11 protein-coding genes are annotated in these 13,080 nt (G+C 47.6%); 3 read left to right on the forward strand and 8 right to left on the reverse strand.

Annotation, left to right across the window (positions count from 1 at the left end; translation table 11 throughout):
- Positions 1 to 5: 5 nt before the first annotated feature.
- The 8 genes from prfA to T433_RS0113515 form a co-directional block, all read right to left on the reverse strand.
- Entirely contained in the window at positions 6 to 1,121 is a 1,116-nt protein-coding gene (gene prfA / locus T433_RS0113480; protein WP_027449754.1) for a peptide chain release factor 1, read from the reverse strand.
- Positions 1,122 to 1,219: 98 nt separating this feature from the next.
- Positions 1,220 to 2,383, reverse strand: coding sequence for an AIR synthase-related protein (locus tag T433_RS0113485; RefSeq protein ID WP_027456154.1), 1,164 nt, complete (start codon positions 2,381 to 2,383; stop codon positions 1,220 to 1,222).
- Between the two features lie 19 nt (positions 2,384 to 2,402).
- Complete coding sequence (locus tag T433_RS0113490; protein WP_027456155.1) at positions 2,403 to 2,978, reverse strand: LemA family protein; 576 nt, start codon at positions 2,976 to 2,978, stop codon at positions 2,403 to 2,405.
- 26 nt (positions 2,979 to 3,004) lie between these two features.
- Positions 3,005 to 4,255 carry a TPM domain-containing protein gene (locus T433_RS0113495; RefSeq protein ID WP_027456156.1) on the reverse strand — a complete coding sequence of 417 codons (1,251 nt, stop codon included), beginning with the start codon at positions 4,253 to 4,255 and terminating at the stop codon, positions 3,005 to 3,007.
- A 12-nt stretch (positions 4,256 to 4,267) separates the two neighbouring features.
- A complete protein-coding gene (locus T433_RS0113500) occupies positions 4,268 to 5,017 on the reverse strand; it encodes a shikimate dehydrogenase family protein (RefSeq protein ID WP_027449758.1) in 750 nt (249 codons plus the stop codon).
- Between the two features lie 15 nt (positions 5,018 to 5,032).
- A complete protein-coding gene (gene ubiE, locus T433_RS0113505) occupies positions 5,033 to 5,764 on the reverse strand; it encodes a bifunctional demethylmenaquinone methyltransferase/2-methoxy-6-polyprenyl-1,4-benzoquinol methylase UbiE (protein WP_027449759.1) in 732 nt (243 codons plus the stop codon).
- Positions 5,743 to 6,699 (reverse strand): phosphoribosylaminoimidazolesuccinocarboxamide synthase, encoded by a 957-nt coding sequence (locus T433_RS0113510; RefSeq protein WP_027449760.1) that lies wholly within the window; start codon positions 6,697 to 6,699, stop codon positions 5,743 to 5,745. The genes ubiE and T433_RS0113510 overlap by 22 nt, the downstream gene beginning before the upstream one ends.
- 96 nt (positions 6,700 to 6,795) lie before the next feature.
- Positions 6,796 to 7,746, reverse strand: coding sequence for a PhoH family protein (locus T433_RS0113515; RefSeq protein WP_027449761.1), 951 nt, complete (start codon positions 7,744 to 7,746; stop codon positions 6,796 to 6,798).
- A gap of 508 nt (positions 7,747 to 8,254) precedes the next feature.
- On the opposite strand from T433_RS0113515, the gene T433_RS0113520 reads away from it, so the two are divergent.
- From T433_RS0113520 to T433_RS0113530, 3 genes are all read left to right on the forward strand, one after another.
- Positions 8,255 to 9,094, forward strand: a complete 840-nt coding sequence (locus T433_RS0113520) for a DUF5715 family protein (protein ID WP_027456157.1) — start codon at positions 8,255 to 8,257, stop codon at positions 9,092 to 9,094.
- Between the two features lie 202 nt (positions 9,095 to 9,296).
- Positions 9,297 to 11,804, forward strand: a complete 2,508-nt coding sequence (gyrA, locus tag T433_RS0113525) for a DNA gyrase subunit A (protein WP_394331339.1) — start codon at positions 9,297 to 9,299, stop codon at positions 11,802 to 11,804.
- A gap of 21 nt (positions 11,805 to 11,825) precedes the next feature.
- Positions 11,826 to 13,070, forward strand: a complete 1,245-nt coding sequence (locus T433_RS0113530; RefSeq protein WP_081778510.1) for a tetratricopeptide repeat protein — start codon at positions 11,826 to 11,828, stop codon at positions 13,068 to 13,070.
- Positions 13,071 to 13,080: the final 10 nt, after the last annotated feature.

Genomic DNA, 13,080 nt, shown 5'->3' on the forward strand with positions numbered 1-13,080 from the left:
TCTTTTTATAATTCGTTTTCTTTCATTCGTTCTGCATTCTCAGCTACGGTCAGCGCATCAATCATGGCCTGAATGTCGCCACCCAGGAATCCCTGCAAATCGTGTGTGGTATAGCCGATACGATGATCGGTGACACGACCTTGAGGGAAGTTGTAGGTGCGGATTTTGGCTGAGCGGTCACCCGTGCTCACCAATGTCTTACGGCGACTTGCAATGTCGTCCATATATTTCTGGTGCTCTTTGTCGTAGATGAATGTATAAAGACGAGACAGGGCGCGCTCTTTATTCTTGGGCTGGTCACGTGTCTCAGTACATTCTATCAGGATTTCCTCGGTTTCGCCCGTGTTGGGATTCTTCCACATATAGCGCAGACGTACACCAGATTCTACCTTGTTTACGTTCTGACCACCGGCACCGCTCGAACGGAAGGTGTCCCATTTAATCTCACCTTCGTTGATGTGTACTTCGAATTTGTCTGCTTCAGGCAGAACGGCCACAGTGGCAGCACTTGTCTGCATACGTCCATTAGACTCGGTGACGGGTACACGCTGTACGCGGTGAACACCCGATTCGTATTTCAGTGTACCATAAACGTCGGCACCACTCACGGCGAAGTCAATTTCCTTGTAGCCACCCACAGCACCCTCGTTGAAGTCTGTGACGCTGAGTTGCCAGCCTTTAGCCTCGCAGTAGTTCTTGTACATCTTAAACAAGTCGCCAGCGAATAGGCAGGCTTCGTCGCCACCGGTTCCTGCGCGAATCTCCATCTGAACGTTTTTGGCATCTTCAGGATCCTTTGGAATCAGTGCAATCTTAATCTCCTCCTCAAGTTGTGGCTGTAACGCCTCGTTGGTAGAAAGCTCTTCGCGAGCCATCTCTTTCATCTCGGGGTCGTCTTCATTGGCCAGTATGTCCTTTGCCTCCTTGATGCTGTTCAGACAGTTGATGTAGCGCTTGCGTGCATCCATAATGTCGCCCAGGTCTTTGTACTCCTTCGTCAGTTTCACGAATCGCTGTTGGTCTGCAATCACTGCAGGGTCAGTAATCAGAGTAGATACCTCTTCGAAGCGACTTTCCAGTCCGTCCAGCTTTTGCAAAATGCTGTTTGTTGTTTCTGCCATTTTTATCTTTAAACTTTAATTTGGGTGCAAAGTTACGAAAAAAAAGCAGACTAACCAAAGGCTAGCCTACTTTCTTTAATATTGAGGAGTTTTCCTATTTAGTAATTAAATTCTCCGAATTCGCTCTTGATGGTGAGGCTCTTCTTTCCTTCCTCGATGTGGCCCACAATCTGAGCATCGATGTTGAATGACTTTGAAATCTCGATGACCTTGTCTGCAACCTCAGGACGTACGTAGATCTCCATGCGGTGACCCATGTTGAATACCTGATACATTTCCTTCCAGTCGGTGCCTGAGCATTCGTGGATAGCACGGAAAAGTGGGGGAACGGGGAACATGTTGTCCTTGATGACGCGACAGTTGTCGTTGACAAAGTGCAGTACCTTGGTTTGTGCACCACCAGTGCAGTGCACCATACCGTGAATCTCAGGACGCAGTTCGTCGAGCAACTTCTTGATCACAGGCGCATAGGTGCGGGTAGGTGAGAGAACCAGCTGACCTGCATTGACAGGCGAACCCTCTACGCTGTCTGTGAGCTTATACTTACCACTGTAAACCAGTTCGTCGGGTACTGCATGGTCAAAACTCTCGGGGTAGTTTTCTGCCAGATATTTTGCAAACACATCATGACGAGCCGAGGTAAGGCCATTGCTGCCCATACCACCGTTGTAGCGCTTCTCGTAAGTAGCCTGACCGGTTGAAGACAGACCCACGATGACGTCACCAGGACGGATGTTGGCGTTGTCGATGACGTCGCTGCGTTTCATGCGGCAAGTCACCGTAGAATCTACGATGATTGTGCGTACCAGGTCGCCTACATCAGCTGTCTCACCACCAGTGGGGTAGATGCCAATGCACATCTCGCGCAGTTCCGAAAGCAATTCGTCGGTACCATTGATAATAGCCGAAATAACCTCGCCAGGTATCAGCATCTTGTTGCGTCCGATGGTGGAAGACACGAGGATATTATCTACGGCACCTACACAGAGCAGGTCATCGGTGTTCATCACGATGGCATCCTGTGCAATGCCTTTCCATACGGACAGGTCGCCCGTCTCCTTCCAGTACATATATGCCAGCGAAGACTTGGTGCCAGCGCCATCGGCATGCATGATGTTACAGTACTCGGGGTCACCACCCAGAATATCTGGGATAATCTTACAGAAAGCTTGAGGAAAAATACCCTTATCAATGTTCTTGATAGCGTTGTGTACGTCCTCTTTTGCGGCACTCACTCCGCGTTGCATGTAGCGATTGTTCATTGAATCTATTGATGATGATTTAGAATTTAACTTCTGGTGCTTTCTCTGCCCCTGCGGCAGCTTCAAATTTGTCCATCTTCTCAAAACCAAACATACCGGCAAAGATATTGTTGGGGAAACGACGGATGTTTATATTGTATGCCTGAACAGCATTATTGTACTTGTTGCGGGCTTCGTTGATGCGGTTCTCAGTTCCCTCCAGTTGCTTCTGTAGTTCGCGGAAGTTGTCGTTGGCCTTCAAGTCAGGATAAGCCTCGTGAACGGCCAGCAGGCGACTCAGCGCACTCGACAGTTCGCCCTGTGCCTGCTGATATGCTTTGATGTTATCTGCATCAAGGGTGATGCTGGTGGCCTTCGAGCGCGCATTTACTACGCCCTCAAGTGTTTCCTTTTCGTGTGCGGCATAGCCTTTTACCACCTCAACGAGGTTGGGAATCAAGTCGGCTCTGCGCTGATAGGCAGACTGGATGTATGCCAACTCTGTAGTAGCTTGTTCTTCTGCAGAGACCATGCCGTTGTATGTTCCTTTTACCCATGCAAAGAGCATTAGTGCTGCTGCGGCAACGATGATGAGAATAACATAATTCTTTTTCATAATTGTTATTATTTAAGATGATTTATTTACCAACTTGATGTGGCGCCACCGCCACCAGAGCTTCCTCCGCTGAAGCCACCTCCGCTGAAGCCACCACCGCCACTGAATCCACCTCCGCCAAAGCCTCCTCGTCCACTACCTGGGATGAAAACGATCTGGCTTGTTTGTTTGACAAAGGGGTTTGCCAGTATGTGGTGGTATGCATAGCTCTTGATGTTCCAGCCATGACGCGCTTGAAGGATGTAATATAGTATGAGCCATCCGGAAAACAATACGAAGTAGAGCGTAAAGATAATCGATATGGGATCTGACTCTGCCTCCTTGTATTGCTCCCTCAGTATGCCCATGTTGGGCAGTTCCTTCTTTTGCAGTAGATTGTAAACTGCTTCCGACCAATAGAGCATGCCGCTATCAGGTTGCTCGGCCTTCATGCTGGGTATGATGTAGCGTTCCTGAAGCTGGAAACACTCTATGTCTGTTAAATCGGCTTCCAGCGAGCGACCTGTATGGGTTCGCATCAAATGGTCCTGATAGGCTAAAACAAAAACCAGTCCTCGGTCCTCTTTTCCTACCTTATATATATCAAATATATCCTGTGCAAAGCGGAATATATCCTGGTCTTTCAGATGCTTGACAATGATAACGGCCGACTCAATGCCCAGTTCGTCATCCAACTTCTTCAGTTGCTTGTTCATCAAAGCCTCTGTTTGTGGCGAGATGATGCCATCTGGGTTTGATACATATCTGCTGCCATCGGTCATGTGTGGCATGGGTATGCTTTGTGCCGTCCATGCCTCATCAACCGGCTTGTTGGCTTCTTGTGCTATCTCCGTATTGATGATGCTGTAGCTACATGCCGCCATCTGGGCGATAAGTCCTACGACAATGACAAGCTTCCATGTTTTTGAGATGGAGCGATTGACAACATTTTGAGCATCCCAACCACTTAATACTTCTTTCACCTGGAGCGCGAAATCAGCCCTGTCTCTCATGTACTGAGCTTCATAACTGCGTCTGATGTCTTCCTTGGATGAATTAGTAAGTCGGCTGAAAATGGTCGGTTGATGATAATGGGAGTCTAACTCCAGTTTATACGATCTCTCCAGCGATTTTACCTTGCTGTTGAAACGTGAAGCGCAGAGAAGAAGCTCTTGTTTCTTTTGCTTTATTAAGGCAGCAACATTCGTGCCCGTTTTCAGGTCGGCCATATAGCAACCTAAAATGGCAACAGCGAACGTGCTGGTATAAATCCAAAAGACACTCCAAACTTCTTCCATCGTTCAATTATTCTATTTTTCGCGTCCTGTCCAGAACTCCCAGCTGGCAAAGGCCTGCAGTAGCAGCATCTCCAAACCATTCTTCACGGTGGCACCTCTTTCTGCGCCTTTTTTCATGAAGAGTGTTTCGTCGGGGTTGTAGATCAGGTCATAGAGGATGTTGTGCTCGTCCAGGGCCTCGTATGGCAGATCAGGACATTCGTCGGTTTTGGGATACATGCCTAGTGGCGTGCAATTCACAATGACGTTGTATTCCTTGACTACATCGGGTGTGATGTTTTCGTATTGAATAGTGTCAGGACGCTGATATCTGCTTACAAAGACGGACTCCAGACCAAGTGATTTCAGACCATAAGCAATTGCCTTTGAGGCACCGCCAGTGCCCAGGATAAGTGCTTTCGAGTGGTAGTTCTCCAAAAGAGGCTCGATGCTTTGGGTGAAGCCTATCACATCCGAGTTGTAGCCTTTCAGGATGGTCTTCTTTCCTTCGTGCAGGATTCGTATCACGTTGACGGCACCGATGGCACGTGCCTCAGGACTGATATAGTCCAGGAACTCCATGACCTTTTCTTTGTAGGGGATGGTCACATTAAGGCCTTTAAGGTCGGGATTGGAATTCAGAACTTCCGCCAAATCGTCGATGGTAGGGATTTCGAAGTTGAAATACTTGGCGTTGATACCTTCGTCAGCAAACCGCTGGTTGTGGTAACTGATAGAGAACGAATGTCCCAAGGGGTAACCTATAAGTCCGTACTTATCCATGATTGTTGTCTTGTTTTACTTAGTTGCTGTGTATAGTGTGCAAATGCCGAATGTGAGTCGCCTGAAGGAGGCATTGGCAAATCCAGCCTGTTGCAGAATGTCCACCATGCGCTCGCCTTGCGGAAAAGCCTCAATCGTTTTTATCAAGTAAGAGTAGGCATTGGTGTCTTTGGAGATTAAACGTCCGTAGAAGGGTAGCACAGAGTGCGAGTAGATGTGGAACAGCTGTTTCATGGGGAAGCTCACTGGCGTTGTCAGTTCTACGATGCACAGGTGTCCGCCAGGTTTCAATACGCGGCACATCTCCTTGAGACCTTTGTCCAGGTCGGCAAAATTGCGGATTCCGAAGGCTGCAGTGACAGCATCAAATGAGTTGTCCTCATAGCTGAGGTGCAGACAGTCTTCTTTTTCAAACGAGATGATTTGACTGAGCCCCATCCGTTCCACTTTCTCCTTGCCAATTTTCATCATGCCCTCGCTGATGTCTGTGCCAATCAGTTTGGCGGGCTTCAACATGAGTGCCGATAGTATGGCGAAGTCTCCTGTTCCAGTGGCAATGTCAAGGATAGATTGAGGGTGGTGGGGGGCCAGCGTCTTGATGGCTTTCTTACGCCAACCTCTGTCTATATCCCATGATAGGCGGTGGTTTAAAGTATCATAGGTAGGGGCAATGTTGTCGAACATCGCCTCTACCTGTGTAGTTTTTTCTCCCTCGTGATAGGGTTTTATCGTTTCTTGTTGGTACATAACCATTCAGTTACGTTCTTTTCGATGCGCTGAGCGATGTCGCCAGTCTCTGCAGCACGGTCGAACTTCTCGCCTACGATGTGCTCGAAGAGCTCGATGTAGCGCTCAGAAACGCTCTCTGCATACTCGTCGGTAATCTCGGGCATCTGCTGTCCAGGCTCGTTCATGAAGTTATGCTCAATCAGCCACTGGCGCACAAACTCCTTTGAGAGCTGACGCTGAGGCTCACCTTTTTCCAGCTTCTCCTCGTAGCCATCGGCATAGAAGTAACGGCTTGAGTCGGGGGTGTGGATCTCGTCGATGAGATATACCTTGCCGTCTCTCTTACCAAACTCGTATTTGGTGTCAACCAAAATCAAGCCCTGCTTGGCTGCAATCTGCTGTCCGCGAGCAAAAAGCTTGCGTGTGTAGTCCTCCATGATGGCATAGTCTTCGGCTGAAACGATGCCCTGGGCAATGATTTCTTCCTTAGAGATGTTCATGTCGTGACCCTCGTCAGCCTTGGTTGTTGGAGTGATGATGGGCTCAGGGAAACGTTCGTTCTCGCGCATGCCGTCGGGCAACTTCACGCCGCACAACTCGCGACAGCCATTCTTGTACTCGCGCCATGCAGAACCTGTAAGGATAGAACGGATGATCATCTCAACGCGGAAGCCTTCACACTTGAGACCTACGGTCACCATGGGGTCGGGAGTGGCCAACTTCCAGTTGGGACAGATGTCGGTAGTGGCATCCAGGAACTTAGCTGCAATCTGGTTCAGCACCTGACCTTTGAAAGGGATACCCTTGGGGAGCACCACATCGAAAGCCGAGATACGGTCGGTTGCAACCATAATCATAAGGTCGTCGTTGATGTCATAAACATCGCGAACTTTTCCGTGATAAACACTCTTTTGTCCATCGAAATGGAAGTCAGTACTTGTTAACGCTTTCATTTTTTTACCTAATTTAGTTACCTATTGTCTCAATAAATTGCTTGCAAAGTTACAAAAAATTATGGATTCCATCACTATATATAGTGAAAAATCGTATCATTCGCCTTTAGATTCCTTGTCGAAGGCTTCATAGGCGTTCACAATTCTGGTCACCAGTTTATGTCGTACGATGTCTTTCTGGTCGAGATTGACCACTCCGATGCCTTCCACACCGTTCAGAATATGTAGGGCTTCGATGAGACCGCTCTTCTGAGAGTGGGGGAGGTCTATCTGGGTCATATCGCCAGTGATAATCATCTTGGTGTTCCAACCCATGCGTGTCAAGAACATACGGATCTGTGCAGGGGTGGTATTCTGGGCCTCGTCGAGGATCACAATGGCATCGTTGAGAGTGCGTCCGCGCATAAAGGCTAGAGGCGCTATTTGAATAACTCGCTTTTCCATCATGTCCTGCAATTTTACTTGCGGTATCATGTCTTCCAGTGCGTCGTAGAGAGGTTGTAGATAAGGATCAATTTTGTCTTTCATGTCGCCTGGCAGGAATCCTAGTTTCTCTCCGGCTTCAACGGCTGGACGACTGAGTATAATCTTCTTTGCTGCCTTATCTTTTAATGCCTTGACAGCCAGTGCGATTGATAGGTAAGTCTTACCTGTTCCTGCAGGTCCAACGGCAAAGACCATATCGTTCTCGTTGTAGGCGTTAATCAGTTTCTGTTGGTTCTCGCTTCTGGCCTTGATGGCTCTGCCAGACAGGGCGTAAACGACCACGCCTTCAGGTATTTCGTCGCGTGTTCTTTTGCCTTTTACAATGTCGATAATGTCTTCTTCTTTCAGTGAGTTAAAGCGCAGTACGTGAAGTCTGATTTTCTCGGCACTCTCTTCGAATGATGCCATTTGTTCTTCATCGCCCATGATGCGCAACACGTTGTCGCGTGCCACAATGCGCAGTTTTGGATAGAGCGCTTTCAACATTTGCAAATGAGCGTTGCCGACGCCGTAAAAGACTACTGGATCAATGTCCTCTAAAACAATATGCTTCTCTGTCAAGGTTGTAAATGTTTAGAATTTGCGTGCAAAGTTAATAACTTTCGTTGACTCTTGCAAACATAAAGCTAAAATATTCTTGTTCAAACGCATTGATATAGGTGTCGTTTTGTGTGGTCAAAGTGTTGCTACTATTGCGTAATACTGGCGCTTTTAAAATTCAAAAGAAAAGCTCTTGATTTGAATGCAGACCCTAGAAAGTCTGTTTCTAGACCCTAGAATGATCTGTTCTAGGGTCTGCATCAACCAGTTCTAGGGTCTAGAAATGACTCTTCTAGACTCTAGATTGAGATCAAAAGTGCCACTATTGCAACTCAAAAGTGGCACTTTTGCACTTTAAAAGGGTAACTATTGCGTGCTTAAAGTGCCACTTTTATAGAGCCAGATTTATTATTTGCCTTTTGACATTGATCGATCATGAAATTCTTTATGGTATGCCGAGATAATTCTTCTTGTTTTTTCTTTTGTTTCATTGTTTTTTATTAACTTTGCGCTCAAATTCTACAAGGTAATGAATAGCAGAAGAAAAACTCATAGGAATAGCAAAAGATATATACAGTGGTTTGGTGTGACAGTCATTGTTTTGGCGTTGTTTCGATGCGCTTTTTTAGGTGATTCGACCACCCAAACTAATGCTGAAGAACAAGTATGTCTGGCTGATGATGACTCAATAGCAAATCAGGAAATTGTCGATGTGCAGGAAAGTCAGGATGCTCAAGAGCAGTTAAACGCTCAGTCGCCTAGCATATCTTCGGCTCCGTCTGCTATAGACTGGTCGAAGCCTCATCGCATAAAAGGTGTTGCTAACTTCGATAAAGCCTTTCCCGATAGTAATCATGTGCAGCTGATATCCGCCCATCGCTGGGGCGTTTCGCCAGTGAAAGATCGTGAGGATGCAGAAAGACGCAAGTGCGAGTTGGTCTATATAGGTTCTTCACCTTATTATATTATTAAGCCACTCACATCCAGTATTCCTTATCTTGTACCCCATGCTGCACTTCTCCTGGAGGATATAGGGCGCAGTTTTATGGATAGTCTTCAGGCCAAAGGACTGCCTTTGCATTATGCCGTAGTGACCAGTGTGCTGCGTTCTGAATACGATGTCAAGCGCTTGCGCCGCCACAATGGTAATGCCACCGAACAGTCGTGTCACCTTTATGGCACCACCTTTGATATTAATTACAACCTTTTTGCTAAGGTTGGCGACCCAGAAGTGTGTCCGAAGCCAGACTATGGAGAGGCTCGCTACAAGCAGGTGCTCAGTGAGGTACTTAATGATTTGCGTCAGCAAGGACGTTGCTATGTGAAATACGAACGTAAGCAACCGTGTTTTCATATTACGGTCAGATAGCCTTAAAATTGCTTAAAACTTTCTTGTATTCAAGAAAAAGTTGTACCTTTGTTCGCTGAAAGTAAGTAGGCAAAACGCGTCAGCGGGCCTTAAAATGCCCTTCTCGTTGATTTTAGCCTAAAAATAAATAAGTAAAATTTGATAAAAAGTGGATCAGACTTTTGACAACGACAGAATTTTAAAGATTAACATCGAGGAAGAGATGAAGTCGTCTTATATCGACTACTCCATGTCGGTTATTGTGGCTCGTGCCCTTCCTGATGTTCGTGACGGATTCAAGCCAGTTCACCGCCGTATCCTCTACGGTATGTTGGGAATTGGAAATACCAGTGATAAACCACATAAGAAATGTGCACGTGTCGTAGGTGAGGTGCTTGGTAAGTATCACCCCCACGGCGACTCGTCTGTATATGGAGCCTTGGTACGTATGGGACAGGAATGGAACATGCGTTATACACTTGTTGACGGCCAAGGTAACTTCGGTTCTGTTGACGGTGACTCGCCTGCAGCCATGCGTTACACAGAGTGCCGCCTTTCAAAGATGGGTGAGCATATCATGGACGACCTGGAGAAGGATACCGTGGATATGGACCCCAACTTCGATAACACCCTCGATGAGCCTAGCGTAATGCCTACCAAGGTGCCCAACCTTTTGGTCAACGGTGGTAATGGTATCGCCGTTGGTATGGCTACCAATATGCCTACTCATAATCTCGGTGAGGTCATCGATGGTTGCTGTGCTTATATCGACAATCCCGATATCGACACTGAGGGACTGATGCAGTATATCCCAGGTCCCGACTTCCCTACAGGTGCATATATCTATGGTCTGCAGGGCGTAAAGGATGCCTATGAGACCGGTCGTGGTCGTATCGTGATGCGTGCCAAGGCCGAGATTGAAAGCGGCGAAATGCACGACAAGATCGTTGTGACCGAGATTCCTTATGGTGTAAACAAGGCTGATCTCGTGGCATATATTGCCGATCTGGCCAACCAGCATAAGATTGAGGGTATCTCGAACGTCAACGATGAGTCTGGTCGTCAGGGTATGCGTATCGTGGTTGATTGCAAGCGCGATGCTAATGCCAATGTTATACTGAATAAGTTGTTCAAGATGACAGCCCTGCAGAGTTCTTTCTCTGTGAACAACATTGCTCTGGTGCCCATTCCTGGCACTCATGGCAAGATGCGTCCAAAGTTGCTGTCGCTGAAAGAGTGCGTGCGCTACTTCATTGAGCATCGTCATGAGGTGACCATTCGTCGTACGAAGTTCGACTTGAAGAAAGCCCAGGAGCGTGCTCATATCCTCGAAGGCTTGATCATCGCCGTTAACAATATCGACGAGGTTGTACATATCATCCGTCAGTCAGCTACTCCTTCAGATGCTCAGCGCAACTTGGAGAAGCGCTTCGATCTGGACGAGCTGCAGTCAAAGGCTATCGTAGATATGCGCTTGAGCCAGCTCACCGGCTTGCGTGTTGATCAGTTGCATCAGGAGTATGACGAGCTGATGAAGCTGATTGCCGACTTGGAGGAAATCCTGAACAACCCCGAGCGTTGTAAGGAGGTGATGAAGAACGACCTGCTGGAGGTGAAGGAAAAGTATGGCGATGAGCGTAAGACCGAGATCATTCCTTTCGATCATGAGTTCAACGCAGAGGACTTCTATCCCAATGATCCCGTTGTGATTACCATCAGTCATATGGGTTATATTAAGCGCACTCCATTGAGCGAGTTCCATGAGCAGAGTCGTGGTGGAGTAGGTGCTAAGGCAGCCCGTCATCGTGACAATGACTTCACCGAGTATATCTATCCTGCCACCATGCACAACACATTGCTGTTCTTCACTCAGAAAGGTCGTTGCTACTGGCAGAAGTGCTATGAGATTCCCGAGGGTGACAAGAACTCGAAGGGCCGTGCTATCCAGAATATGCTGAACATTGAGCCCGACGATGCTATCAATGCCGTACTGCGCATCAGCAAGTTCGACGACGAGGAATTCCTGAACAGTCACTACGTGATGTTTGCTACCAAGCAGGGTATCGTCAAGAAGACCTGTCTGAACCAGTATAAGAATGTACGTTCTGCCGGTGTGATTGCTATCAACATCAACGAAGGCGACCAGGTAGTCAGCGTGCGTCTGACCAATGGTAACAACGAGATTATCCTGGCCAACCGCAACGGACGTGCTGTTCGTTTCAACGAGAACACTGTTCGTACCATGGGACGTGTGTCAACAGGTGTTATCGGTATGCGTCTTGATGATGGCGATGATGAGGTAGTAGGCATGGTATGTGTCAACGATCCCCAGACAGAGACCATTATGGTTGTTTCGGAGAATGGTTACGGTAAGCGTTCGGACATCGAGGATTATCGCATCACTAACCGTGGCACCAAGGGTGTTAAGACTCTTGCCATCACCGAGAAGACTGGTCGTTTGGTAGCCATCAAGGTGGTGACCGACGAGAATGACCTGATGATCATTAATAAGAGTGGTATCCTGATTCGTCTGAACGTCAGTGAGGTTCGTGTCATGGGTCGTGCCACACAGGGCGTTCGCCTGATCAATCTTACGAAGAAGAACGACACCATCGCCAGCGTTTGCAAGGTGCAGAAGTCTGAAGACGACCTGATTGAGGAAGACGTAGAGGATGTTGATGCCTCTGAAGTTTCTGAGACACAGGAGACGCCAGATAATAATAATGAATAAACCATTTAACTAATAATTATTATGATGATGAAAAAGTTAATGACGATGGCCCTGATGGCAGCAGCTGCCACCACAGCCTTTGCTCAGGATGCCGTAGTAAAAGAGGCTAAGAAGCTCCTCTCTAGTAAGGACTTTGATGCTGCTATAGCTAAGTTGGCACCAGCTCTCACATCCGACGAGACTCTTGATAAGGAGGCAGCTTGGAAACTGCAGTCGGATATTAACTATGATAAGTTTATAGCTATTCAGACTATCGATGCTCAGAACCAGCTCACTAAGCAAAACACTCCTTACGATACCCTCGGTATGTATAAGGCTGCTGTTGCTACCTGGGAGGCAGCTCTGAAGTGCGATGAGTTCGACCAGTTGCCCGATGCTAAGGGTAAGGTGAAGTTGAAGTATCGCAGTGCTTCACAGGGTCGTTTCAAGAACCACGGTATCGCTCTGGTACAGGCTGGTCAGTTCTTCTACAACCAAAAGGATCAGGATGAGGCTCTTAAGGACTGGGAACTCTATCTGAACATGCGTAACACCTCTATCTTTGAGGGCGTGAAGGACTTCCCCCAGGATCCTTTCTTCTATGACATTGCCTACTATGCAGCATTCCTTTCTTATCAGAATAAGGATTATGTGAAAGCCGAGCGTTATGCTCGTCTCACAGCTCAGGATCCTGCTAAGGCTGATGAGGCCAAGGAGATTCTGCTCTTCTCTCAGAAGGAGAACTGCAAGACTGCTGCCGACACACTGGCATTCATCAACCACCTGAAGGATTTGCACAAGGCAGAACCCGCTGAGCAGCGCTACTTCAACCTGCTGGTTGAGTTCTATGCTAAGGCAGGAAATGAAGAGATGCGTGCTTTCGCTGAAGAAGAGATTGCTGCTGATGCAAACAACAAGACCGCTTGGTTCCTGAAGGGCTATGCCGACATGCAGGACGAGAAGTGGGATGCCGCTATCGAGGACTATAAGAAGACCATCGAGATTGATCCCGCTTATATCGAGGGTAACTTCAACCTGGGTGTCTGCTACAACTCAAAGGCACGTGCTTTGCAGGATGAGTTGGCCGACAAGCGTACCGGTACTATCACTGTGGCTAACTTCGAGAAGGTAAAAGAGGTACTCGCTGTATCTAAGGTTTATCTGGAGAAGGCACGTGAACTCGACCCACTGCGCGAGAAGTGCAATTGGGCTTATCCCCTCTGGCAGGTTTACTATGCCTTGAAGATGGATAAAGAAGCTGCCGAGATGGAAGCACTGAACAAGTAAAGAATAAAAA

This window comes from Xylanibacter brevis ATCC 19188 (genome assembly GCF_000621725.1).
Classification (GTDB): domain Bacteria; phylum Bacteroidota; class Bacteroidia; order Bacteroidales; family Bacteroidaceae; genus Prevotella; species Prevotella brevis.